The organism is Ottowia pentelensis (assembly GCF_964341695.1).
Map to the genome: position 1 here is coordinate 204158 of NZ_OZ224513.1, position 24606 is coordinate 228763.

Annotated in this window: 24 protein-coding genes; 17 read left to right on the forward strand and 7 right to left on the reverse strand. The window is 69.7% G+C overall.

The window, feature by feature from the left end; all coding sequences use genetic code 11:
• The first annotated feature begins 23 nt into the window (after positions 1-23).
• The 3 genes from ACWHMB_RS00985 to rsmA are packed head-to-tail and all read left to right on the forward strand — an operon-like array spanning position 24 to position 4651.
• On the forward strand, positions 24-2387 hold the full coding sequence (locus ACWHMB_RS00985; protein ID WP_377484797.1) for an LPS-assembly protein LptD: 2364 nt from the start codon (positions 24-26) through the stop codon (positions 2385-2387).
• Positions 2380-3846, forward strand: a complete 1467-nt coding sequence (locus ACWHMB_RS00990) for a peptidylprolyl isomerase (protein ID WP_377484795.1) — start codon at positions 2380-2382, stop codon at positions 3844-3846. The genes ACWHMB_RS00985 and ACWHMB_RS00990 overlap by 8 nt, the downstream gene beginning before the upstream one ends.
• A 40-nt stretch (positions 3847-3886) precedes the next feature.
• Complete coding sequence (gene rsmA / locus ACWHMB_RS00995; protein ID WP_377484793.1) at positions 3887-4651, forward strand: 16S rRNA (adenine(1518)-N(6)/adenine(1519)-N(6))-dimethyltransferase RsmA; 765 nt, start codon at positions 3887-3889, stop codon at positions 4649-4651.
• A gap of 46 nt (positions 4652-4697) precedes the next feature.
• On the opposite strand, the gene ACWHMB_RS01000 is transcribed toward rsmA, so the two are convergent.
• Positions 4698-5666, reverse strand: a complete 969-nt coding sequence (locus ACWHMB_RS01000; protein WP_377484791.1) for a tetratricopeptide repeat protein — start codon at positions 5664-5666, stop codon at positions 4698-4700.
• Positions 5667-5719: 53 nt separating this feature from the next.
• Here ACWHMB_RS01000 and purE point away from each other — a divergent pair, with 53 nt between their 5' ends.
• The 9 genes from purE (at position 5720) to ACWHMB_RS01045 (ending at position 14650) form a co-directional block, all read left to right on the forward strand.
• A complete protein-coding gene (purE, locus tag ACWHMB_RS01005; protein WP_293224086.1) occupies positions 5720-6211 on the forward strand; it encodes a 5-(carboxyamino)imidazole ribonucleotide mutase in 492 nt (163 codons plus the stop codon).
• 187 nt (positions 6212-6398) lie between these two features.
• Positions 6399-7583, forward strand: a complete 1185-nt coding sequence (locus tag ACWHMB_RS01010; protein WP_293224098.1) for a 5-(carboxyamino)imidazole ribonucleotide synthase — start codon at positions 6399-6401, stop codon at positions 7581-7583.
• On the forward strand, positions 7583-8662 hold the full coding sequence (locus tag ACWHMB_RS01015) for an L-threonylcarbamoyladenylate synthase (protein ID WP_293224084.1): 1080 nt from the start codon (positions 7583-7585) through the stop codon (positions 8660-8662). The genes ACWHMB_RS01010 and ACWHMB_RS01015 overlap by 1 nt, the downstream gene beginning before the upstream one ends.
• A gap of 69 nt (positions 8663-8731) precedes the next feature.
• The gene (locus tag ACWHMB_RS01020; protein ID WP_293224082.1) at positions 8732-9643 is read left to right on the forward strand and encodes an SGNH/GDSL hydrolase family protein; all 912 of its coding nucleotides are present in this window, start codon (positions 8732-8734) and stop codon (positions 9641-9643) included.
• Between the two features lie 73 nt (positions 9644-9716).
• Entirely contained in the window at positions 9717-10784 is a 1068-nt protein-coding gene (locus ACWHMB_RS01025) for a tartrate dehydrogenase (protein ID WP_293224080.1), read from the forward strand.
• 403 nt (positions 10785-11187) lie between these two features.
• Positions 11188-12468, forward strand: coding sequence for a hypothetical protein (locus tag ACWHMB_RS01030; RefSeq protein WP_377484788.1), 1281 nt, complete (start codon positions 11188-11190; stop codon positions 12466-12468).
• A 33-nt stretch (positions 12469-12501) separates the two neighbouring features.
• The gene (locus ACWHMB_RS01035) at positions 12502-12843 is read left to right on the forward strand and encodes an antitoxin Xre/MbcA/ParS toxin-binding domain-containing protein (RefSeq protein ID WP_293224076.1); all 342 of its coding nucleotides are present in this window, start codon (positions 12502-12504) and stop codon (positions 12841-12843) included.
• A gap of 15 nt (positions 12844-12858) precedes the next feature.
• Complete coding sequence (locus ACWHMB_RS01040; RefSeq protein WP_293224074.1) at positions 12859-13410, forward strand: RES family NAD+ phosphorylase; 552 nt, start codon at positions 12859-12861, stop codon at positions 13408-13410.
• A 139-nt stretch (positions 13411-13549) separates the two neighbouring features.
• Entirely contained in the window at positions 13550-14650 is a 1101-nt protein-coding gene (locus ACWHMB_RS01045; RefSeq protein ID WP_293224072.1) for a Fic family protein, read from the forward strand.
• A 60-nt stretch (positions 14651-14710) separates the two neighbouring features.
• Here the strand turns inward: ACWHMB_RS01045 and cobA are convergent, their stop codons facing one another.
• The 6 genes from cobA to ACWHMB_RS01075 form a co-directional block, all read right to left on the reverse strand.
• On the reverse strand, positions 14711-15487 hold the full coding sequence (gene cobA, locus ACWHMB_RS01050) for a uroporphyrinogen-III C-methyltransferase (RefSeq protein ID WP_377484785.1): 777 nt from the start codon (positions 15485-15487) through the stop codon (positions 14711-14713).
• Positions 15484-16413: a DNA-binding protein YbiB gene (ybiB, locus tag ACWHMB_RS01055; RefSeq protein WP_447648410.1), complete on the reverse strand. Its 930-nt coding sequence runs from the start codon at positions 16411-16413 to the stop codon at positions 15484-15486. The genes cobA and ybiB overlap by 4 nt, the downstream gene beginning before the upstream one ends.
• 8 nt (positions 16414-16421) lie before the next feature.
• Complete coding sequence (locus tag ACWHMB_RS01060; RefSeq protein ID WP_377484782.1) at positions 16422-17234, reverse strand: formate/nitrite transporter family protein; 813 nt, start codon at positions 17232-17234, stop codon at positions 16422-16424.
• 38 nt (positions 17235-17272) lie between these two features.
• Positions 17273-17659: a Rieske 2Fe-2S domain-containing protein gene (locus tag ACWHMB_RS01065; RefSeq protein WP_377484780.1), complete on the reverse strand. Its 387-nt coding sequence runs from the start codon at positions 17657-17659 to the stop codon at positions 17273-17275.
• A gap of 10 nt (positions 17660-17669) precedes the next feature.
• On the reverse strand, positions 17670-20180 hold the full coding sequence (nirB, locus tag ACWHMB_RS01070) for a nitrite reductase large subunit NirB (RefSeq protein ID WP_447648411.1): 2511 nt from the start codon (positions 20178-20180) through the stop codon (positions 17670-17672).
• A 323-nt stretch (positions 20181-20503) separates the two neighbouring features.
• On the reverse strand, positions 20504-20656 hold the full coding sequence (locus tag ACWHMB_RS01075; protein WP_377484776.1) for a hypothetical protein: 153 nt from the start codon (positions 20654-20656) through the stop codon (positions 20504-20506).
• Here ACWHMB_RS01075 and mltA point away from each other — a divergent pair.
• From mltA to rimI, 5 genes are all read left to right on the forward strand, one after another.
• Entirely contained in the window at positions 20589-21806 is a 1218-nt protein-coding gene (gene mltA, locus ACWHMB_RS01080) for a murein transglycosylase A (protein WP_377484774.1), read from the forward strand. The genes ACWHMB_RS01075 and mltA overlap by 68 nt on opposite strands.
• 79 nt (positions 21807-21885) lie before the next feature.
• Positions 21886-22305 carry a hypothetical protein gene (locus ACWHMB_RS01085; protein ID WP_447648412.1) on the forward strand — a complete coding sequence of 140 codons (420 nt, stop codon included), beginning with the start codon at positions 21886-21888 and terminating at the stop codon, positions 22303-22305.
• Between the two features lie 35 nt (positions 22306-22340).
• Positions 22341-23315: a DMT family transporter gene (locus ACWHMB_RS01090; RefSeq protein ID WP_377484772.1), complete on the forward strand. Its 975-nt coding sequence runs from the start codon at positions 22341-22343 to the stop codon at positions 23313-23315.
• Positions 23312-24013, forward strand: coding sequence for a tRNA (adenosine(37)-N6)-threonylcarbamoyltransferase complex dimerization subunit type 1 TsaB (gene tsaB / locus ACWHMB_RS01095; protein ID WP_377484771.1), 702 nt, complete (start codon positions 23312-23314; stop codon positions 24011-24013). The genes ACWHMB_RS01090 and tsaB overlap by 4 nt, the downstream gene beginning before the upstream one ends.
• A gap of 16 nt (positions 24014-24029) precedes the next feature.
• Positions 24030-24545: a ribosomal protein S18-alanine N-acetyltransferase gene (gene rimI, locus ACWHMB_RS01100; protein WP_377484769.1), complete on the forward strand. Its 516-nt coding sequence runs from the start codon at positions 24030-24032 to the stop codon at positions 24543-24545.
• The last annotated feature ends 61 nt before the right edge of the window (positions 24546-24606 follow it).

Below are 24606 nucleotides of genomic sequence, written 5' to 3' on the forward strand. Positions count from 1 at the left end.
CTGATTGCTTCCTTTCCCGTGGCTTGCGTGGTCTGTGCCGGCCCCCACCGTCCCTGCGGCCGGTGGTGGCCGCGGCGCTGGCGTGCCTGGCCGGTGCCGCGCTGGCGCAGCCGGCGCCGCTGGCGGACGACGCGCCGCTGCGGCTGCGCGCCACGCCCAGGCTGGCCGAGAAGCTGCCGCCCGGCCAGCCCTCGGTCACCTTCGTGTCGGGCGACGCGATCACCGGCCGCGCCGACCTGGAGACCACGGTGCAGGGCCACGCCGAGTTGCGCCGCCCGGGGCTTGCGCTGTGGGGCGACACGCTCAGCTTCGATCAGAGCACCGACGTGGCGACGGCCACCGGCAACGTGCGCGTCAACTCCAAGGGCGACCGCTACACCGCGCGCGAGGGGCAACTGCAGGTCGACGCCTTCGAGGGCTTCTTGCTGCAGCTCACCTATCGCCTGCTGATCAACGACGCCCACGGCGACGCCGCGCGCATCGACTTTCAGGACCGCGACCGCGCCACGCTGACCGAGGCCAACTACACCACCTGCGTGCGGCCCGGGCCGGACTGGGTGCCCGACTGGATCCTGCGCGCCGACAAGCTGACGCTGGACCACGAGGACGACGTGGGCCAGGCCGAAGGCGCGGTGCTCGACTTCAAGGGCGTGCCCATCCTGCCGGTGCCCTCGATGCGCTTTCCGCTCAGCGACGCGCGCCAGTCGGGCTGGCTGCCGCCCACCATGGGGCTGGACAGCACCAGCGGCCTGCTGCTGTCCGTGCCTTGGTACTGGAACATCGCGCCCAACCGCGACGCCACCTTCACGCCCACCGTGATGTCGCGCCGCGGGGTCGATGCGGGCGGCGAGTTCCGCTACCTCGAAAACAACTACCAGGGCAGCGTGACCGGCAACCTGATGCCCAACGACCGCCTGCGCCAGCGCACGCGCTGGGGCCTGTTCACGCGGCACAACGGCACTTATGAGACGGGCCTGTCCAGCATCGGCAGCCTGGGCCTGGCGCTCAACCTCAATCGGGTGAGCGACAACGACTACTGGCGCGACTTCAGCAGTCGCGGCATGCCGCTGACCACGCGCCTGCTGGCCAGCGACGGCGGCCTGTCCTGGGGGCGGGGCGACTGGTCGGTCAACCTGCGCGCGCTCAAGTGGCAGACGCTGCAGGACCTGAGCGCGCCCATCGTGCCGCCCTATGACCGGCTGCCGCAACTCAGCGCGCGCTGGGGCCGCACCGGCGACGGCGGGCTGGACTATTCGATCGACCTCGATGCCACGCGCTTTCGCGCCGACTCGTTCTGGACCGGCCAGCCCAACGCCGACCGCGAGTTCATGCATGCCCAGCTGGCGCGCCCCATGCTGCGGCCTTGGGGCTTCTTCACGCCCAAGCTGCAGCTGCACGCCAGCCACTATCAGTTCGACCGCCCGCTGGCCGATGGCCGCACGTCGGCCGGCCGCGTGCTGCCCACCCTCAGCCTGGACGGCGGCCTGGTGTTCGAGCGCGACGCCAGCTGGTTCGGCCGCGCCTTCACGCAGACGCTGGAGCCGCGCCTGAAGTACGTCTATACGCCGTATCGCGACCAGAACCTGCTGCCCAACTACGACAGCGGCCTGTACGACTTCAACTTCGCCACCATCTGGGCCGACAACATCTTTGCCGGCAACGACCGCATCGTCGACAACAACCTGGTCACGACGGGTCTGACCAGCCGCCTGCTCGACGCGCAGACCGGCGCCGAGGCGCTGCGCCTGTCGGTCGCGCAGCGCTACCGCTTCCGCCCGCAGCAGGTGGTGCTGCCCGGCGGCACGCCGGCCGACAAGGGCCTGTCGGACCTGATGCTGGGCGCCGGCATCAACTGGGACCCGCACTGGGCCTTCGACTCGGTGGTGCAGTACAACCGCGAGACGCACCGCTCCACCCGCACCACGGTGCAGGCGCGCTATTCGCCGGGGCCGTTTCGCACTGTCAGCGCCGCCTATCGCCTGCAGCGCGACCTGGCCAACGAGTCGGTCGACGTCGGCTGGCAGTGGCCGCTGGGCGGCGGGGGCGTGCGCGGCGAGCTGGGCACCACGCGGCGTTCGGGCGGCGGCAGCTGCGGCGGCCAGTGGTACAGCGTCGGCCGCCTGAACTACAGCATGACCGACCGCCGCGTGGTGGAGGGCCTGCTGGGCTTCGAATACGATGCGGGCTGCTGGATCGGTCGCGTGGTGCTCGAAAAGGTCAACAGCTCGCTCACCTCGTCGACCAAGCGCATCATGTTCCAGCTGGAGCTCGTCGGCCTCTCGCGCCTGGGATCGAGCCCGCTGCGCAGCCTGCGCAACAGCATTCCCCACTACCAGCTGCTGCGCCAGGAAACCACCACACCGAGCCGGTTCACCGACTATGAATAAGCCCCTGCATCGACACCTTCTGGCCTGGGCCGCCGTGGCCGCGCTGGCGGGCCTGGCCGCGCCGGCGCAGGCCCAGTCCGCCGCCGACGGCAAGCGCCCCAGCCAACGCGCCGCCAAGGCCAAGGCGCCCGCGGCCAAGCCCAAGGCCCCCGCCGCGGCCGCGCCGGCCGCCGCCGCCGCCGCCGTGCCCGCGGCAGCGGCCTCCGCTCCGGCGGCGGCGCCCAGCCCTGCCGACTACATCGTCGCCGTGGTCAATACCGAGCCCATCACCAACAACGAGGTGCGCGCGCGCGTGGCGCGGGCCCTGCGCGAGATGGGCGAGCGCGGCATGGTGCCGCCGCCCGCCGCCACCCTGCGCAAGGAAATGCTCGAGCGCCTGATCTCCGAGCGCGCCCAGCTGCAGTACGCACGCGAGCTGGGCCTGACGGTGGACGACGCCACCCTGGAGCAGGCCGAGCTGTCGATTGCCCGCCAGAACCAGCTGGCCACCGTGCCCGAGCTGTACCGGCGCATCGAGCAGGAGGGCATTTCGGTCAAGGACTTTCGGGCCGACGTGCGCAACCAGGTGCTGCTGTCGCGCTTGCGCGAGCGCGAGATCGAGCCGCGCATCCGCGTGACCGACGCCGACGTCGACGCCTACATCCGCGAGCAGACCGGGGCGCAGACCGCCGTGCCCGAGGTCAACCTGGCCATGATCCTGGTCGAGGTGCCCGAGAACGCCAGCGCCGACGAAGTCGCCCGGCTGCAAAAACGCGCCGACGAGGCGGCCGAGAAGGCGCGCGCGGGCGAGGACTTCGCCAAGCTGGCGGCCGAATACTCCGACGCCAACAACCGCGGCCGCGACGGCGGCGTGCTGGGCCTGCACCCGCTGGACAAATACCCCGAGCTGTTCGTCAAGAGCACCCAGGGCGTGCGCGTGGGCGGCATCGTCGGGCCGGTGCGCTCGCCGGCCGGCTTTCACATCCTCAAGGTGCTCGAGCGCAAGATCAACCGCGACCTGCCCGAGGTCAAGATCCCGCTCACCCACGTGCGCGGCATCACGCTCAAGGTCGGCCCCACCCAGAGCGTGCAGGTGGCGCGCGATCGCCTGGCCGACATCAAGCGCCGCATCGAGTCGGGCCAGGCCACTTTTGAACAACTCGCGCGCCAGTATTCGCAGGACGACGGCGCCGCCACCGGGGGCGACTTGGGCTGGGTGCCGCCCGGCCAGTTCGTGCCCCAGCTGGAGCGCGTGGTCGGCAACCTGGACGCCGGCCAGATCAGCGATCCGGTCGTCACCCCCGCCGGCGTGCAGCTGGTGCAGGTCGAAGGCCGGCGCGAGCAGGTGCTCACCAGCGCGCAGCAGCGCCAGCTGGCGCGCAACGTGCTGCGCGAGAAAAAGGCCGAGGAGGCCTTCGACACCTGGTCCAAGGAAGTGCGCGGGCGCGCCTACGTCGAGTACCGCGAGCCGCCGCAATGAGCCCCTTGGCGGCGCGGTGCGCCGTCACGGGCCCATCCCGATGAAGCACATCCCCCGCAAGCGCTTCGGCCAGCACTTTCTGGCCGACCCGGCCGTCATCGACGCCATCGTGCGCGCCATCGACCCGCGACCCGGTCAGGCCGTGGTCGAGATCGGCCCCGGCCTGGCGGCGCTGACCCAGCCGCTGGTGGAACGCCTGGGGCTTCTCACGGTGATCGAGCTGGACCGCGACCTGGCCGCCCGCCTGCGTGCGCACCCGCAGCTCACCGTCATCGAGTCCGACGTGCTGAAAGTGGATTTTGCGCAGGTGGCGCAAGCGCTGGCAGCTACAAAAATCAGAGTCACCGGCAACCTGCCCTACAATATCTCCAGCCCCATCCTGTTTCACCTGCTGCCTTTCGCGGACGGCATCGAAGACCAGCACTTCATGTTGCAAAAGGAGGTCGTCGACCGCATGGTGGCCGCGCCCTCTACCTCCGACTACGGGCGCCTGTCGGTGATGCTGCAATGGCGCTACGCCATGGAGTGCGTGCTCACCGTGCCGCCCGATGCGTTTGATCCGCCCCCGCGTGTGATGAGCGCCGTGGTGCGCATGCAGCCGCGCGCCGACTTCGCGCCCGTGGACGCCGCGCTGCTGTCCGAGCTGGTGCAGGTCGCCTTCAGCCAGCGGCGCAAGCTGCTGCGCCACACGCTGGGCCGGTGGCTGGAGGCGCGCGGATTTACGGGTGAGTTTGATGTGCAGCGCCGCGCCGAGGAGGTGCCGGTGGACGAATACCTCGCCCTCGCCACTTCACTTCAAAAATAAGAGCTGCCCGCGCTTGCAAGGCGGGCGCTGAAGGCCTGAAAGACCCTTAGTTCAGCGCCATGCTCAGCTTGCGCCGGTAGCTCGACAGCAGTTCGGCCTGCGGGTCCTGCTGCTGCGCGGCCTTGCCGGTCAGCTCGATGCCGCCGGCGCTCTTGCCATCGGCGGCGGCGCCGGGCTTGGGCGGCGGCGGGGTCAGCAACTCGAGGATGGCGACGTAGGTCTTGCGCGCGGCCTCGTCGTTCCACTTGCGGTCGCGCATGATGATTTCGAGCAGCTCGTCCATGCTGGCCGTCCACGCGCCCTCGGCCAGCAGCGCCTGGGCCTTGGCAAAGCGGGTGTCGAAGTCGCGCTTGTTCTCGGCGATCTTGGCGTCGAACTGCTCGACGGGCCAGTTGCCGCGCTCGTCCTTTTGCACGAACTCGATCGCATCCAGCCAGCGGCGCAGGGCGTCGAAGTGCAGCGGGCGCGGCTCGCGCGCCAGCGGCTCGGCCAGCGCGGCGGCGGCCTCGTCGTAGCGGGCGGTGGCGATGAGCAGGCGCACGTAGTCCGAGCGCGCGGCGTCGTTGCCGGGGTCTTGCGCCAGCGCGTCGGCCAGCTTGGCCAGGGCGGCGTCGGTGTCGCCCGACTCCAGCAGCGCGTCGGCCTCGTCGGCCTGGGCCTCGGCGGCCAGCGCGCCCTCGCTGGGCACGTGCTTGTCCAGGAACTGGCGCACCTGCGCGGCGGGCAGCGCGCCGACAAAGCCGTCCACCGGCTGGCCGCCCGCGAACAGCACGCAAAACGGGATGCTGCGCACGCCGAACATCTGCGACAGCTGGCCGGCGATGTCCTGCTGCTTGTCGGCGTCGAGCTTGGCCAGCGTAAAGCGGCCGGCGTATTCGAGCTCGAGCTGCTCGAGCACGGGGCCCAGCTGCTTGCAGGGGCCGCACCACTCGGCCCAGATGTCCACCAGCACGGGTGCGGTCATCGAGGCCTTGAGCACCTCGGTTTCGAAGTTTTGTACGGTGACGTCGATCATGTTGGCTGATGTGCGGGCAAAATCGGGGAAAACAACCATTGTGCAATAGCCTCATGACGAGTCCCCTCATCGGCGTGGTGATGGGTTCCAGCAGCGACTGGGACACCATGCAGCACGCGGTGCACATCCTGCAGCAGTTCGGCATTGCGCACGAGGCGCGCGTGATCTCGGCGCACCGCATGCCCGACGACCTGTTTGCCTATGCCGAGCAGGCCGAGGCGCGCGGCCTGCGCGCCATCGTCGCCGGCGCCGGCGGCGCGGCGCACCTGCCCGGCATGCTGGCGGCCAAGACCGTGGTGCCGGTGCTGGGCGTGCCGGTGGCCTCGCGCCACCTGCAGGGCGTCGATTCTCTGCATTCCATCGTGCAGATGCCCAAGGGCGTGCCGGTGGCCACCTTCGCCATCGGCGCGGCCGGCGCGGCCAACGCGGCGCTGTTTGCGGTCGCTCTGCTGGCGGCCGACGACGCGCCCCTGCGCGAGCGGCTGCACGCCTTTCGCGCCGAACAAACCGCCGCCGCGCGCGCCATGACTTTGCCGCCGAAATGAACCACCCCCGTTGCTCCACTCGCTGCGCGATGTTTCGCCTCCCCCCTCAAGGGGGCATCGCCAGTGGCCGGGGAGACCCCGGCCACGGCGATCGCTGGCATGGCCTGCTTCGCGGCCATTGGGCACGCGGTGTTTCATGCGCTGCGGGTGACGCGCAGCCACGGCAGCCGCGCAGCCTGGAGGCATGATGATCCTTCCCAGCAGCATGGTGGACGGCCGCCCCGCCACCCTGGGCGTGCTGGGCGGCGGCCAGCTGGGCCGCATGTTCGTGCACGCGGCGCAGGCGTTGGGCTACGAGACGGTGGTGCTCGACCCCGACCGCGCCAGCCCGGCCGGGCGCATCGCCCACCACTTCATCCAGGCCGACTACCGCGACGCCAACGCCCTGCGCGAGCTGGCCGCGCGCGCCCACGCCATCACCACCGAGTTCGAGAACGTGCCGGCCGAGGCGCTGGCCGAGCTGGCGCGCACGCGCGCGGTGGCGCCACCGGCCACGTGCGTGGCCATCGCGCAGGACCGCATCCGCGAGAAGGCGCACTTTGCCCGTTGCGCCGCCGCCAGCGGCGTGGCGCCGGCGCCGCACGCGGTGATCGAGTCCGAGGCCGACCTGGCCGCCGTGCCCGGCGCCCTGCTGCCCGGCATCCTCAAGTCGGCCCGCCTGGGCTACGACGGCAAGGGCCAGGCGCGCGTGGCCACGCGCGCCGAGCTGGCCGCCGCCTGGCGGCAGATGGGCGGCGTGGCCTGCGTGCTGGAGCAACTGCTGCCGCTGGCGCTGGAGTGCTCGGTGATCGTCGCGCGCGGCGCGGACGGCAGCGTGGTCAGCCTGCCGGTGCAGCGCAACCTGCACCGCGGCGGCATCCTGGCCGTGACCGAGGTTTTTGAACAAAATCTACCCACAGCGCTTGTCCAGCAAGCGCAAGCAGCTACCAAAAACATAGTCAACGAGCTGGGCTACGTCGGCGTGCTGTGCGTCGAATACTTCGTGCTGCAGGACGGGCGCCTGGTGGTCAACGAGATGGCGCCGCGCCCGCACAACAGCGGCCACTACACGGTCGACGCGTGTGACCTGTCGCAGTTCGACCTGCAGGTGCGCACCCTGGCCGGTCTGCCGCTGCCGGCGCCGCGCCAGCACAGCGCCGCCATCATGCTCAACCTGCTGGGCGAGCTGTGGTTCGACGCGGCCGGTGCCCCGCGCCAGCCGCCCTGGGCCCCCGTGCTGGCCCTGCCCGGCGCGCGCCTGCACCTGTACGGCAAGGCCCAGGCGCGGCCCGGCCGCAAGATGGGTCACCTCACCGTCATCGGCCCGGATGCCGCCAGCGTGCGCCAGCAGGCGCTGCGCGCGGCGGCGCTGCTGGGCATCGAGGCCTGGTGATGATCCTGGACGGCCAGCAGGCCGCATCCATCGCCCGCGCCGCCGACGCCCTGGCCGCCGGCCAGCTGGTCGGCCTGCCGACCGAAACCGTCTACGGCCTGGCCGGCGACGCCGACAACGCCGCCGCGGTGCGCCAGATCTACGCCACCAAGGGCCGGCCGGCCGATCACCCATTGATCGTGCACGTGGCCAGCGCAGCGCAGGTTGCGCATTTCGCTGCCGCCGGGCCGCCCCAAGGCGGCGAAGGCCCCCTCGGGGGGCAGCGCAGCATGCGAAGCAGCGCAGCGTGGGGGCAAACATCACACGCCGCCGTGCCGGCCTTTGCCCAGCGCCTGATCGACGCCTTCTGGCCCGGCCCGCTCACCCTCATCCTGCCGCGCCGGGCCGGCGTGGCCGAAGCGGCGGCGGGCGGCCAGCCCACCATCGGCCTGCGCTGCCCGGCGCACCCGGTGGCGCAGGCGCTGCTGGCGGCCTGCGCGGCGCGCGGCGTGCTGGGGCTGGCGGCGCCCAGCGCCAACCGCTTCGGCCGCGTCAGCCCCACCACCGCACCCCACGTGGCGGCCGAGTTCGGCGACGACCTGCTGGTGCTGGACGGCGGCGCCTGCGCGGTCGGCATCGAATCCACCATCGTCGACTGCACGCGCGGCGCGCCGGTGCTGCTGCGGCCCGGCCAGCTGGCGCGCGCCGACATCGAGCGTGCCGCCGGCCAGCGCCTGCGCACGCAGGCCGAGCTGGGCGCGCCCGACCCCAAGGCCTCGGGCACGCTGGCCGCGCACTACGCGCCGCGCGCCCGCGTGCGCCTGATGAGCGCGGCCGAGCTGCGCACCGCGCTGCAGCTGCTGGGGGCCGACGCACGCCACATCGCCGTGTGGGCGCGCGCGCCGCTCGCTTCGCCCAGCGCGCACCTGCTGCTGCGCCGCATGCCCGACGACGCCGGCGCCGCCGCGCAGCAGCTGTTTGCCGTGCTGCGCGCCTTCGACGACGCGCAGGCCAGACTGATCTGGGTCGAGACGCCACCGGCGGACGCCGCCTGGGACGGCGTGCGCGACCGCCTGCAGCGCGCCACCGCGGCCGGCTGACGGCGAGTGCGGCGCGGCCCGTCGCGCCCTCGTTAAACTTGCGCTTTTGTCGTCTCTGGAGCTCACCCCATGCCTTCCTTGTGGATTCGCCGCGCCGCTGGCGGCCTGCTGGTTGCCGCCACCGCCCTGCTGGCCTCCTGCGGCTCGGGCTCGGTGGTGTCTGACCTGCATCCCGAGCGCTTCATCAGCGTGGGCGACGGCTTTGCCGACGTGGGCCAGAACGGCCACCGCTACACCGTCAACGACGGCACGCCCAACTGGCTGCAGCAGCTGGCGGGCTACTACAACCTGACGCTCACCGCCGCCACCGCCGGCGGCTTCGGCTACGCGCAGGGCAACGCCCGCGTGGCCCTGGCCGACACCACCAGCGGCACCAACGCCCCCAGCGTGACGGCGCAGATCGACGCCGTGCTGGCGCGCACCGCGCTGGGCAAGAATGACGTGGTGTTCATCAACGGCGGCATGAGCGACATCGTCGACGCCGTGGCCGCCACCGGCATCTCGGCCGCCACCGACACCGCCATCGACACCGCCGCCCGCGCGCTGGCCGACCAGGTGCGCCGCGTGGTGGCTGCCGGCGCCACGCACGTGGTGGTCAGCGGCGTGTACAACCTGGGCATCACGCCCTGGGCGCGCAACCGCAACATCACCGACGACGCCACCCGCATGTCGGTGGCCTTCAACGACCGCCTGCTGACCCAGATCGTCGACATGGGCGCCACCGTGCTGTACTTCGACCCCGCGCTGTTCTTCAACCTGGTCTACAACAAGCCCCAGAACTATCCGGTCGACAACGGCAACGACCCGGTCTGCACCACGCCCGACGCCAGCACCTGCACCACCGGCACGCTGGTGGCCGGCGCCGACTACAACCGCTGGCTGTTTGCCGACAGCCTGTACTTCACGCCCGCCATGCTGCGCCTGTTCACCAACGAGGGCTACCTCGAGAACGCCTACACGCGCTTCAAGCAACGCTGGTAAGGCGGCAGACATGAGCACGCCGGGCCGCTCCCAAGTGCGAATCCCGCAGCGCGCAAGCGCGGAGGGTCGTCCAGTGCGCGCACGCCCCCACCGCATCGCCGTCATCCCCGGCGACGGCATCGGCACCGAGGTGATGCCCGAGGCGCTGCGCGTGCTCGCCGTCGTGCAGCAGAAGTTCGGCGTCCAGCTCGACCTCACGCCCATCGCCTGGGCCAGCTGCGAGCATTACCGCCAGCACGGCGAGATGATGCCGCCCGACTGGAAGCAGCAGCTGCAGCCCATGGACGCGCTGCTGTTCGGCGCCGTCGGCTGGCCGGCCACGGTGCCCGACCACGTGTCGCTGTGGGGCAGCCTGCTGAAGTTTCGGCGCGAGTTCGACCAGTACATCAACCTGCGCCCGGTGCGCCTGTTCGAGGGCGTGCCCTGCCCGCTGGCCGGCAAGCAGGCGGGCGACATCGACTTTCTCGTCGTGCGCGAAAACACCGAGGGCGAATACACCAACCTGGGCGGCGTGATGTATGCCGGCACCGAGCGCGAAATCGTCGTGCAGGAGACGGTGATGAGCGCCTTCGGCACCGACCGCGTGCTCAAGTTTGCCTTCGAGCAGGCGGCGGCGCGCCCGCGCAAGAAGCTCGACGTCGCCACCAAGAGCAACGGCATTGCGATTTCCATGCCCTGGTGGGACGGCCGCGCCGACGCCATGGCTGCGCGCTACCCGCAGGTGGCCGTGCAAAAGCACCACATCGACATTCTCACCGCGCGCTTCGTGCTGCAGCCCGAGCGCTTCGACGTCGTGGTGGCCAGCAACCTGTTCGGCGACATCCTGAGCGACCTGGGCCCGGCCTGCACCGGAACCATCGGCCTGGCGCCCTCGGCCAACCTGAACCCCGAACGCCAATTCCCCAGCCTGTTCGAGCCCGTGCACGGCTCGGCGCCCGACATTGCCGGCCAAGGCATCGCCAACCCCGTGGCCATGATCTGGTCGGCCGCGCTGATGCTGCAGTTTCTGGGCGAGCAGGCGGCGCACGATGCGATCCTGCGTGCCATCGAGACCGTGCTGCGCGAAGGCCCGCGCACGCGCGACCTGGGCGGCACGGCCAACACCGTCGAGATGGGTCAGGCGATTGCGGCGTTGATCTGATAGGTGGCGAGCGCTTACGAGGTCGCTACGTCGAGAATCAGGTCGCCAAGAGCCGCGCCTTGAACGCGGCGGCGCACGGCAAGCGACGGTACTTTGAGCCGTTGAGGAATTCCTGCTCGCCCTCGAACGCGTCGTCAGCTGCCCCCTGACCGCGGCCTTCCCGATACCCCGCTGCCGCAGCGCGACCTGACGATGCCGTGGAAACTGTTGCTGGGCGTGAGCGGGGTGGTGAATGTGTTGCTGGTGGTGTGGTTGTTGTTCTTACCGAGGTGAGGGGGAGCCATTTGATGTGGACAGCAATTTTTCGCATGGTTGGGTTCGAGTCAATTGAAATGTCAATAAATAAGACTTGACAAATGGCTGTTAAAAAGATAATCTCCCCAACACTTTGGAGTCCATTGCCATGACCCCCAATCTGCGCCTCGTACGTTCAGCTCCCGATCCCCTAGGTCTTTACATCCGTGTTGCCCGCGTGGGTAGCCCTGAGCTACAGAGTTTCATCGCAACACGACACATCCAGTTCACAGGGGTCGTTCTGGAAGCCAAGCTGGTCAAACACCAAAAGGAGTTGCTGACGCTGGCGCAGGAGAGGCGGATTGATGTGGTTCTTGACCCAATGACCGCTGCCATGGCGACGCCGGGTGGGTATCGTTCATCGATGAAAGACTTGCCGTGGGCCAAGGATCGGCCCCATACGGTGCAGGACTTTCAGACAGCGTTTGCGCAAAGACAGTGCGCTGAAGGCCTTGCTGCCTTTGCTATGGATAATGGGTTCTCTCAGGTGCTGGCACCAACACATCTGATCACTGAGGTTGAATCGCCATGGTTGCCTATTGACATCGCGCTCGCGAGCAACCTGCGGGACGCGCTTGACCGCAATGGGGGCGGAGCCATCGAAGTTCTGTATCCCTTGACCATTTCGTACGAGATCTTTCGCACGCCAGCCAAACGCTTAGCGGTGATCGAATGGCTGCGGGCCGCCAATGTGCAAGGTTTGTGGCTGAACGTGGCGGGTTGCGGAGCGGACAGCAATGCAACCCAGATTGTTCGTTATTGCGATGCCGCTACAGATTTTCAAGCGTTGGGTGTGCCCATCGTTGCTGACCATGTTGGCGGTATACCAGGCCTGTCGCTGATGGCATTTGGTGGGGTAGGGGGTATCGCTCATGGGATTACTCTGAGCGAGCGGCTGGAGGTGAGCAACTGGCGCAAGCCGCCCAGTGGCCGAGGATTTAGCCCAAAGGTGCGTGTCTATATCCCCCAGATCGACATGTCGCTTCCTCGCGACGACGCGGAGCGTTTTTTTGAGGCTGGTGGCGGAAAGGCGCGCGCCAGATTCGGGTGTCATGATGCGCACTGTTGCCCGCGTGGGGTCGAGGACATGTGTGCGATGCCGGAGCGGCATTTTTTGCATCAGCGCAGCCAGCAGGTGGCCGCACTGGGCCAAATCCCAGAAACGCTTCGGCCCTCGTGGTTTTTGGAGGATCACATCCGCCCTGCCAGTGATGTGGCCATGATTGCCAAACAGATGTCTCTCCCAGAGGATCTGCTCAAGAAGATGCAGGTCAAGGCGAAGGGGCTCAACACGCTGAGAACGACTTTGGGGCCTTATGCCAAAGAACGCCGGGAAAAGTCGTTCGCAAGCCATCCCAAGACACGGATCGCCCGTGTCGGGAATGGCTAATTCTCAACTTCTTCAACTTCTTGAGGAGTCGCAATGGGTGCCAATGCCATCGCGCGTCGGCTTGAATCGATTCATGACAAGGGAGCTATGCGTTCGGCTGACATAGCCAATATCTTGAATGTCAGGCCGGAGACGGTGTCCCGGTGGAGCACCGGGAAGACATTGCCGCATGCGGCAACTGAAAAACAACTGCTGGAGCTGGAGTACATCGTAGACAAACTGGCGGACGTCTACGAACCCCGGGACGCACGCATGTGGTTGCTATCGCGCCAGCGCGTCCTCGAAGGAAGAGTGCCGGCTGAACTGATTCAGCAGGGACAGGTAGACGATGTACTTGCCGTAGTGGATCGACTGCTCGATGGGGTTTACCTATAAGACAGAGATTGCATCGTGCAGCATGATCCTGATTTGCTGGAGGCACTGGCGGCCTTTAAGCCAGTGCCCTTTGATGGCGTTGTTTTCAGGGCAACGAGGCAGAACCTGTCGCCTGTCGCTGCTTCGACCAACGGCGGGCGATGGATGGTTCCGCGAGCCGCTCCCGTGCTGTACACCAGCCAGCAGAGAGAAGGATCGCTGGCCGAGATTTCCTTTCACTACGCGCGAATGACCCCAGTTCCGACGAAGCCGGTAACAGTTCACCGCTTGCAGGTTTCTTCACGGCGTACGTTGAAGCTCATTCAGGCTGACATCGCGAGCTTGGGCGTGCCCAGGGAGCAATACAAAGAGGTTGGTTTGCTGCGAACTCAGCAGATCGGGGCTGCGGTGGAGTATTTGGGGTGTGATGGCCTGATCGCGCCATCAGCGCGATGGTCTTGCGATAACTTGATTTTGTTTCCAGAGCGCCTGGCCATAGATTGCGAGCTGGAAATTCTGGAGAGCGAAGAGGTGGAGTGGCTCGCGTGGGCTAAAGCCAATGGTTTGTATGACCACGAGGAGATGTGACAGATCGGTGCTCTTGCGTTGAGATCATGCCATAGGGAAACAGGTCAATCCAATCGGGTATGGTTGCGAGCGCAATCGTAGGGCATAAGCCGGTGCGCGGCTCGTTGTGGTTGCGGCGATTAAATTCCACAATCTCCGCATGTCACGCGGTGAAAAAATCTACCTCTGGCAACTCACCGACTGGCCCGCGCTGGAGTGCGTGAGTCGCGCGCAGGGCTTGCTGGCGGGGCGCTTGGCCGATGTGGGGCTGGCCGCCCAAGGCCAGGCCAGTCTGGCGGCGCTGACCGAGGACGTGGTCAAGACCAGTGCGATCGAGGGCGAGGCGTTGCCGGTGGCATCCGTCCGTTCGTCGATCGCGCGGCGGCTGGGGGTGGACATCGGCGCGCTGGCGCCGGTGGATCGGCATGTGGAGGGCGTGGTGGCGATGGTGCTGGACGCCACGGGCCGCTGCGACGCGCCTTTGAGCGCGGAGCGGTTGTTCGGCTGGCATGCGGCGCTGTTTCCCACCGGGTACAGCGGGGTCGCGCGCATCTGCGTGGGGGCCTGGCGCGACGATGCGGCGGGGCCGATGGAAGTGGTTTCCGGCCCGGTGCAGCGCCAGCGCGTGCACTTCGTGGCGCCGCCGGCCACGCGGCTGGCGCAAGAGATGGACAACTTTCTGGCCTGGGTGAACGCGCCGACCGGCGAGCCGGGGCTGATCAAGGCCGGGCTGGCGCACCTGTGGCTGGTCACGCTGCATCCGTTCGACGACGGCAACGGGCGCATCGCCCGCGCGGTGGGCGACCTGCTGCTGGCGCGCGCCGACGGCATGGCGCCGCAGCGCTACTACAGCCTGTCGGCGCAGATTCAGCGCGAGCGCAAGGCCTATTACGAGATTCTGGAGCGCACCCAGACGGTGACGCGCGCCGACGCGCTGGACGTGACGCCCTGGCTGACCTGGTTCCTGGCCGCGCTGGAGCGCGCGGTGGCGAGCGCGCACGATGGCCTGGATGCGGTGCTGGCCAAGGCGCGCTTCTGGCAGCGTTGGGCCGGCACGCCGATGAACCCGCGCCAGACGCAGATGCTGAACCGCTGGTTCGACGGTTTCGAGGGCAAGCTGAGCAGCAGCAAGTGGGCGGCCATGACCAAGTCCTCGCCCGACACGGCGCTGCGCGACATCAACGAACTGATGGCGCTGGGCGTGCTGCGCAAGCTGGAGGGGGGCGGGCGCAGCACGGCGTACGAGCTGGTGGCGGGGTGAGGGTTGGGGCGCAGCCGTCGTTCGCGCAAAGCTATAAAAATAAAAGCTGCCCGCGCTTGTTCAGCAACGGCCGCAGGCTGTTTCGACCCATAAATTGCTCGCTGCCACGCCGCGCACCACGTCGCCGACCACGATCACCGCCGGGCTGCCCAGGCCTTCGCGTTCGATGCTGCCCTGCAGGCGGCCCAGCGTGGTGCGCACGTGGCGCTGCCGGGGCAGGCTGACGTGCTGGATCACCACCGCCGGCGTGTGCGCGGGCAGGCCTTGCAGCAGGCCCTGCTGGATGTCGGCGCAGCCGGCCACGCCCATGTAGATGACCAGGGTCAGGCGCGCGTCGCGCGCGGTGGCGGCCAGCTGGCGCCAGTCGGTGGCCGCCTCGCCCGGGTGGTTGTGGCCGGTGACGAACAGCACGCCATGCGCATGCTCGCGGTGCGTGAGCGGTGCGCCCAGACCCGTCATGCCGGCCAGGCCGGCGGTGATGCCGTTGACCACCGTGACGGCGATGCCGGCGGCGCGCAGGTGCTCCACCTCCTCGCCGCCGCGGCCGAAGATGAAGGGATCGCCCCCCTTCAGTCGCACCACGTGCTCGCCGGCGCGCACGGCCCGCACCATCAGCCGGTGGATGAAGGCCTGCGGCGTGCTGCGGCAGCCGCCGCGCTTGCCCACCGGCACCACGCGCGCGGCGGCCGGCGCCAGGGCCACGATGGCCGCGCTCACCAGGTCGTCGACCAGCAGCACGGTGGCGGCCTGGATGGCCTTCAGCGCCTTGAGCGTGAGCAGCTCGGGGTCGCCCGGGCCGGCGCCGACCAGGGTGCAGCTGCCAAGGCTGCGGGTCATGACGGTGTCCTCGCCGTGATGCGCGCGCTCAACTCGACGATGCGATCGACCTGGCGCTGCAGGGCCGCCGGCACCGGCAGCTCGCCGGCCAGCACCCGGCGCGTGTAGTCGGCCGTGGCGGTCGCGTCGATGGCGGCGGGCAGGCCGGGCACCTCGGCGGCCGTGCCGGGCTGCTGCTCGTCCAGCAGCTGGTGCGCGCCGGCGACAAAGGCGTCCAGGCGCGACGCGCGGCGCGGGTTGGCGGCCGGTTCGCCCTCCAGCCCGCGCGACAGCAGCGCGTCCAGGCCCAGGGTGGCGCAGCTGGCGCACAGGGTGTCGAAGTACGCGGGGTGCGTGTAGTTGGTCACCAGCAGCGCCGGGCCGGCGCAGGGGGTGAGCAGCTTGACAACGCTGTGGCCGGGGTTGCGCAGGCCCAGGGTTTCGCGCGTGGCCAGCAGGCGCGCCAGGCCGGGGTGCAGCAGCGGCGTGGCGACATGGGCGACTTTGCCCGATGCTATCGGTTTGATGGCTGCCAGCGCAGGCAGATCAAGCGCTGCCAGCACATCGGACGACACAACCCGGCCGGCCTCGGTGCGCATGCCGTGCAGCAGCACGCTCTCGCCGGCGCGCGCCAGCAGCAGGGCCAGCAGGGGGGTCAGCACCGGCAGCTTGCGCGCGCCGTTGTAGCTGGGCAGCACGATCAGCGGCCGGCCGTCGGCGCCCGCCGGAAAGCGGGCCACGCGCGCCTGCGCCGCGTCGACGAAGCCGCACATCTCCTCGGCCGTCTCGCCCTTGATGCGCATGGCGACGCAGAAGGCGCCCACCTCCAGCTCGCCGGCCCGCCCGTCCAGCACCTGGCCCAGCAGGTCGGACGCCTGGGCGCGCGTGAGCCCCCTGGCGCCGCGCGCGCCGCGGCCGATCTGCTTGATGTAGGCGCCGATGCTCATGACCAGACTCAGGCCAGCGTGCGCGCCGGCGCGGTGCGGGCGTGCGTGGTGTACAGCGTCAGGCCGGTGAAGGCGATGCCGCCCACCAGGTTGCCCAGCACCACCGGGATTTCGTTCCAGATGAAGTAGTCCAGGATGGAGAAGTTGCCGCCCATCATCAGGCCCGAGGGAAACAAAAACATGTTGACCACCGAGTGCTCGAAGCCCATGGCGAAGAACAGCATGATGGGCATCCACATGGCGATGACCTTGCCGCTGACGGTGGTGGAGATCATGGCGCCGACGACCCCGGTCGACACCATCCAGTTGCACAGCACGCCGCGCAAGAAGATGGTCAGCCAGCCCATCAGCCCGTACTTGGCGTAGCCCAGGGTGCGCGCCTCGCCGATGTGGCCGATCTTCTGGCCGATCTCGTTGGGCGGCACCGAAAAGCCATAGGTGAAGATGAAGGCCATCATCGCCGCCACGGTGAGCGCGCCCAGAAAGTTGCCGACGAACACCAGGCCCCAGTTGCGCAGGATGCCTTTGATGCTGGCGCCCGGTCGCTTGTCCAACCAGGCCAGCGGCGTCAGCATGAACACGCCGGTCAGCAGGTCGAAGCCCAGCAGGTAGAGCATGCACACCCCCACCGGAAACAGCAGCGCGCCGATCAGGGCCGAGCCGCTCATCACCGAGGCGGTGACGGCGAACACCGCCGCCAGCGCCAGGATGGCGCCGGCCATGTAGGCGCGGATCAGGGTGTCGCGCGTGGACATGTGGATCTTGGCTTCGCCGGTATCCACCATCTTGGTGACGAACTCTGTTGGGCTGAGGTAGGACATCTTGGGCTTTCGGCTGGGTTCAGGGGACGGAGCGGGATTCAGGCCAGGGCATGGCGGCGCCGGCAGGGGCCGGCCACCGGCGCCGGCAGGTCGAGCGCGTGGCTGGCCAGCTCCTGCGTGCTGAGGTACACGATGCCGGCGTCGACCTTGAGCGCGAAGCGCGGCGTGCAGCCGGTGTCGGGCGCGGCGGCCTGGCCGTCGGCCAGCTCGATCGTCCAGCCGTGCAGCGGGCAGGCCACGCTGCGGCCGAACACCAGGCCCTGCGACAGCGGGCCGCCCTGGTGCGGGCAGCGGTCGAGCAGGGCGAACAGCTCGCCCGCGCCGTTGCGGAAGATGGCCACGTCCAGGCCGCGGGCGCGGCGCACGCGGCGCGCGCCCAGGGCGGGGATGTCGTGCACGAAGCAGATGGCGGTCCATTCGGTCATTGCTATTCTTTCAAGAGCTGATGGCGCTTGCCGCTGGCCGGCTGCAGGTCGATTGGGCATCGAATGGCGCGGCCTGCGGCACGATCGGGATGAACTGGCGCGCATCCACGCGCGCCCGTTCGCCCTCGAACCACGGATCGGGCTCGCCGGCCAGCGCCTGCTGCAGCCGCGCCCACAGGGCCTGGCGGTTGGCGGCGTCGTCCAGCACCTTCTTCTTCACGTGGTCCAGGCCCACGCGCGCCACGTAGTGCACCGTGCGCTCCAGGTACCAGCCCTCCTCGCGGTACAGCTGCATGAAGGCGCCCGTGTACTCCAGCACCTCGGCGGCGGTCTTCACCTTGGTGAAGAACTGCGCCACCTCGGTCTTGATGCCGCCGTTGCCGGCGATATACATCTCCCAGCCCGAATCGACGCCGATCACGCCCACGTCCTTGATGCCGCTCTCGGCGCAGTTGCGCGGGCAGCCGCTGACGGCGAACTTGAGCTTGTGCGGTGCATGCATGCCGACAAAGGCGCGCTCCAAATCCTTGCCCATTTGCGTGCTGTCCTGCGTGCCCATGCGGCACCATTCGCTGCCCACACAGGTCTTCACGGTGCGCAGCGCCTTGGCATAGGCGTGGCCACTGGGCATGCCGATGTCGTTCCAGACGTTCTGCAGGTCTTCCTTCTTCACGCCCAGCAGGTCTATGCGCTGGCCGCCCGTCACCTTCACCGTGGGAATCTGGTACTTGTCCACCACGTCGGCAATGCGGCGCAGCTCATCGGCCGTGGTCTCGCCGCCCCACATGCGCGGGATCACGCTGTAGGTGCCATCCTTCTGGATGTTGGCGTGGCTGCGCTCGTTGATGGCGCGGCTTTGCGGGTCGTCCTGCGCCTCTTTGGGCCAGGTGCTCAGCAGGTAGTAGTTGACGGCCGGGCGGCAGCTGGGGCAGCCGTCGGGCGTCTTCCATTCCATGAAGGCGAACACCGCCTCCTTGGACAGCAGATGGTGCGTGCGGATCGCGTCGCGCAGGGCCTGGTGGCCGTGGTCGGTGCAGGCGCAGACCGGTTTGGTCTTGGGCGTGGCGGCGTAGGCGCCGCCCACCGTGGCCATCAGGATCTGCTCCACCAGGCCGGTGCAGGAGCCGCAGCTGGCGCTGGCCTTGGTGTGCCTGCGCACCTCGTCCAGCGTGAACAGGCCCTTGTCCTTGATGGCCTTGCAGATCGCGCCCTTGCTCACGCCGTTGCAGCCGCAGACCTCGGCCGTGTCGGGCATGGCGGCGGCCTGGCTCTGGCCGGCGTGGCCGCCCTCGCCGATGTTGCTCTCGCCGAACATCAGCGTGGCGCGGATGTCGCTCACCGGCCGCGCATCGCGCAGCAGCTTGAAGTACCAGCTGCCGTCCACGGTGTTGCCGTACAGGCAGGCGCCGACCAGCTTGTCGTCCTTCAGCACCAGCTTCTTGTACTGGCCGCTGGCGGGGTCGCTGAGCAGGATTTCCTCGGTGTCCGGGCCACCCATGAAATCGCCGGCCGAGAACAGGTCTATGCCCGTGACCTTGAGCTTGGTGGAGGTCTGCGAGCCGGGGTAGCGGCCGATGCCGAACTCCGCCAGGTGATTCGCCAATACCTTGCCCTGCTCGAACAGCGGCGCCACCAGGCCGTAGGCGATGCCCCGGTGCGCCGCGCATTCGCCCACGGCGTAGATGCGCGCGTCGGTGGTGGTCTGCAGCGTGTCGCCCACGACGATGCCGCGGTTCACATGCAGGTGCATGGACTCGGCCAGGGCCGTGTTGGGGCGTATGCCCACGGCCATCACCACCAGGTCGGCGGGGACCTCGCTGCCGTCCTTGAAGCGCACGGCCCGCACCCGGTCGGCCTCGTTGCCCAGCAGCTCCTGGGTCTGCGCCTGCATCAAAAACCGCATGCCGCGCTCGCTCAGTGCCTTTTGCAGCATCTGCCCGGCCACGCGGTCGAGCTGGCGCTCCATCAGCCACTCTGCCCCATGCACCACGGTGACCTGCATGCCGCGTTTCATCAGGCCGTTGGCGGCCTCCAGGCCCAGCAGCCCCCCGCCGATGACCACGGCGTGCTGGTACTTCGCCGCCGCATCGATCATGGCCTCGGTGTCGGCGATGTCGCGGTAGGCCAGCACGCCCTGCAGCTCGCTGCCGGCGATCGGCAGCATGAAGGGCTTGGAGCCCGTGGCCAGGATCAGGCGGTCGTAGCCGGCCTCGATGGCCTGGCCGGCGGCCGTCACGCCGCGCACCAGGCGCCGGCGCCGGTCGACCGCGGTCACCGTGCAGCCGGCGTGGAGCTGGATGCCGTGCTCGCGATACCAGCTCCAGTCGTTCAGCACGATCTGCGACAGCTGCTGCTCGCCCGCCAGCACCGGCGACAGCAGGATGCGGTTGTAGTTGGGGTGCGGCTCGGCGCCGAACACCGTGATGTCGTAGCGATCGGGCGCGATCTTCAGCAGCTCTTCCAGCGTGCGCACGCCCGCCATGCCGTTGCCCACCATCACCAGTCTGGATCGAGTCACCATCTTCTCCCCGGGGCCTGTCCCCGAACCGCTTGGAAGCCACGGCGGGTGCCGTGCTTGCAAGCAGAGCTCAGCAACTAGCGTGCCAAGCGCGCCGAAGAGGAAGAATGAATGAAGGTGGAAGCGCCGCAGCGCTTGATGGAAAAGGGCTGGACGCTATGAAAATCGAACTTGGTGCGAAACGCCAGCGACGTGACCACCGATCACCCCGCTGCACCGATGTGGTGCGCGCGCGGGCCTGCACCGCCCCGCGCCGTGCAGGCCGAGCTTGGAACCATAATGGCGCGAGCCAGTCCATCGACTCGGCGCCGCGCGCCCTGAGTCGTTCAGGCTGGCGGACCCTTGGGGCCTTCGTCCCGCTGTTCCGACGATTCACTGGGCGGCAACTCGCCCTTCTTGCGTCCCGAAAACATGGTCCACCAGATCATCAGCAAAAACAGCACCAGCACGCCCAGTGCTTCGAGAATCAGGATCGTCATGTCGCGGGGAGTCCGTGTTTTGGCAATGGCCGCCATTGTAGGAACGCTGGCCAGCTGCGCGCTCAAGCCGCCGGCGCCCAGCGTGCCGGCCGCAGGCGCCGAGTCGCCCCTGCCGCCACTCACCGCCACGCCCGACAGCGTGCCCACCGGGCCGGCGCTGCAGCGCCCGGGCAGCCGCTGGGTGCCGGTGCGCTGGGCCGACCTGCCGGGCTTCGACCAGGACGCCACCTACGAGGCCTGGAACGCCTGGCTGAAAAGCTGCGAGCGCCCGCCGGCCGCCTTCAAGGCCCTGTGCAGCGAGGTGCGGCGCCTGTCGCTGGCCACGCCCGAGGAGCAGCGCCAGTGGATGCGCCAGCGCCTGCAGCCCTACCGCGTCGAGCCGCTGAACGGCAGCGTCACGGATGGCCTGCTGACCAGCTATTTCGAGCCCGTGTACGAGGCCGCGCGCCAGCCCGGCGGCGCCTTCCAGGTGCCCATCTTCGCCCCGCCGCCCGGCCTGAACGCGCGCCAGACCTGGTACACGCGGCGCGACATCGACACCCGCCCCGAGGTGCGCGCCCAGCTGGCCGGCAGCGAGATCGCCTGGCTGGCCGACCCGGTGGACGCCATGATCCTGCAGATCCAGGGTTCGGGCCGGGTGCGCGTGACCGAGCCCGACGGCAGCCAGCGCCTGGTGCGCCTGGCCTTTGCCGGCACCAACAACCAGCCCTATCGCAGCCCCGGCAGCTGGCTGCTGAGTCAGGGCGCCATCCAGGACGCCACCTGGCCCGGCATCAAGGCCTGGCTGGCCGAGCACCCCGAGCGCGTGCAGGACTTTCTGTGGAGCAACCCGCGCGTGGTGTTCTTCCGCGAAGAGCCGCTCACGCCGCTGGACGAGCAGTTCGGCCCCAAGGGCGCGCAAGGCGTGGCGCTGACGCCCGGGCGCTCGATCGCCGTCGATCCGCAAAGCATCCCTTACGGCACGCCGGTGTGGCTGGTCTCCAGCGGGCCGGTGGCCAAGCTGCAGCGCCTGGTGCTGGCGCAGGACACCGGCAGCGCCATCCGCGGCGCCGTGCGCGCCGACTACTTTGCCGGCTGGGGTGCCGAGGCGGGCGAGCTGGCCGGGCGCATGAAGCAGCCGCTCCAGCTGTGGGCGCTGTGGCCCAAGTAGGCGCGGCGTGCGCAGCGGTTTCAAGCCAAATCGGTCTGTGGCGCTTGCGCACCAAGCGCAGGTAGCTATTTATTTGATAGTGTTCGGCGCATTGGCCGGCTGCGCCGCCCTGCGCGACGCGCCGCGCCTGGCCTACCAATGCCCCCAGGGCCTCGGCTTCGAGGCGCGGCTGTACGAGGACATGGCCCTGCTGGACGGCCAGCGCGGCCACGCCGTGCTGGAGCGGCGGCCATCGCAGCAGGCCGACGCGTTGATTTACGGCGATGCCACCCTCACGGCCGACTTCGGCCTGGGCGTGGACCAGCGCCTGGTGCGCCTGAGCTACGCCGGCATCCCCGAGGCCGTCACCTGCACCCGCGTGGCGCCCGCCGCCGGCCAGCCGCCCGCGCCGGTGCGCGCCGCGCCGCGCCCGGGCCCGCGCAACCCGCCGCCCTACGACCCCGACGCGCCGGTCGAGACCAACATCCGCTTTGGCGACGGCAACGTGGGGCCGGGGTAGCGCCGCGCCGAGGGGCGCAGGGCGATAATCGCCCCATGCCCCTGTCACCGCGCGCGACCGGCACCCTGGCGGCCGTCGTCACGGTGGCCTTGTGGACCGGCTTCATCATCGTCGGCCGGGCCTCGGTCTCCCACACCCTGCTGCCCTTCGACCTGGCGCTGGTGCGCCTGGGGGGCGCGGCCGTGGTCACCGTGCCCTGGGCGCTGTGGCTCACGCGGCGCGGCGGGCCGGCGCATGGCAGCGCCTCGCTGTGGGGGCTGTCGCCCCTGCCATTCAGGCAAACCGCTTGGGCCGGGCTGTTCGGCGGCCTGCTGTATTCGGTGCTGTGCTATGCGGGCTTTTTCTACGCGCCGGCCGCGCACGCCTCGGTGCTGATGCCCGGCAGCCTGCCGCTGTGGGCGGGCTTTCTGGCGGTGCCGATCCTGGGCGAGCGGCTGACGCGCGCGCGGCTGCTGGCGCTGGGCTGCATTGCCGGCGGCGGCCTGGTGGTGGGCGGCGCCAGCCTGCGCACGGCCTTGACGGGCGGCGAAGTGTGGAAGGGCGACCTGATCTTTGTCAGCGCGGCTTTCTGCTGGTCGATGTACGGCGTGCTGGCGCGGCGCTTCGCGTTCGACGCGGTGCGCGCCACTATCGCCATCACGGCCTTCGGCGCGCTGTGCTACGTGCCCTTCTTCGTGCTGGGCACGGCGCTGGGCTGGCTGCCTTCGCGGCTGCACCAGGCGCCGTGGAGCGAAGTCATCGCGCAGGCGCTGTTCCAGGGCCTGGGCCTGGTGGTGCTGGCCGGCATCACCTTCGTCGTCATGATCCGGTGCTTCGGGCCGGTGCGCACCACCATGCTGACCGCCCTGGTGCCCGGCCTGTCGGCGCTGGGCGCGGTGGCGCTGCTGGGTGAGCCGCTGGGCTGGAACCTGGTCGCCGGGCTGGTGCTGGTGACGGCCGGCATCCTGCTGGGCGTGACGGCGCCGGCCGCCACGCGGGGCGACCACGCGTTGCAGGAGGCCGCCTCATGAAGCTGTTGGCCTTCGACACCAGCACCGAGCAGTTGTCCATCGGCGTGCAGCGCGGCGAGCGGCAGTGGCTGCACACGGGCGCCGGCGGCGCGCAGGCCTCCAGCACGCTGATTCCCATCGTGCTGCGCCTGCTGCACGAGGCGGGCCTCGCGCTGGCCGAGCTGGACGCCATCGCCTTCGGGCGCGGGCCGGGCTCGTTCACCGGCCTGCGCACCGCCTGCGCCGTGGCGCAGGGCCTGGCCTTCGGCGCCGCCGTGCCGGTGCTGCCGGTCGACACCCTGCTGGCCGTGGCCGAGGACGCGCGCGCCGCCCACGGCGGCACGTCCGTGCTGGCGCTGCTGGACGCGCGCATGGACCAGGTCTATGCCCAGCCCTGGGCCTGGACGGCCGGCGCCGGCTGGACGGCTTTGGGCGAGGCCCAGGTGGGCGCGCCCGAGGCCCTGGCCCTGCCGGCCGGGCCGGCGGCGCCCTGGGTGCTGGCCGGCAACGCCTTCGCGGCCTACGGCGCACGCCTGCCGGCCGCGCTGCGGGCGCTGCCGCAACACGCCGCCGCGCCCAGCGCGCACGCCCTGCTGGGCCTGGCGCCGGCGCTGCTGGCCGCCGGCCGTGCGGTGCCGGCCGAGCAGGCGCTGCCGCTGTACGTGCGCGACAAGGTGGCGCAAACCACCGCCGAGCGCGCCGCGGCGGCCGCGCGCTGACGTCAGGCGAGCGATCATGAGCGCCCTGCCCACCCCGCCCCTCGCCGACGCGCTGCCCCGTCCGCCGGGTGCGGCGCGCTTCGAGCCGCTGTCGGCCGCGCAACTGGACGCGGTGCAGACCATCGAGCAGGCCGTCTACAGCCACCCCTGGTCGCGCGGCAACTTCAGCGACAGCGTTGCCGCCGGCTACCTGGCGCAGTGCCTGTGGGTCGGTGACGAGCTGGCGGGCTACTTCGTCGCCATGGCCGGCTACCGCGAGGTGCACCTGCTCAACATCACCGTCGCGCCGGCCTACCAGCACCAGGGCTGGGCGCGCGCCATGCTGGACGCGCTGGCGCTGTGGTCGCGCTGGCAGCAGGCCGAATGGCTGTGGCTGGAGGTGCGCGCCAGCAATGTGCGCGCTCAGCACATCTACCGCCAGCACGGCTTTGCCCAGGTCGGCCTGCGCAAGGCCTATTACCCCGCCGGCCGCGGCCAGCGCGAGGATGCGGTGGTGATGAACCTGCGGCTGGCGGATGGGGGTGCGGCGTGAGCGCCGCCCGGCCGCCCGAAGGCGCGAACGCCCCCTCGGGGGGCAGCGCACCACGCGAAGC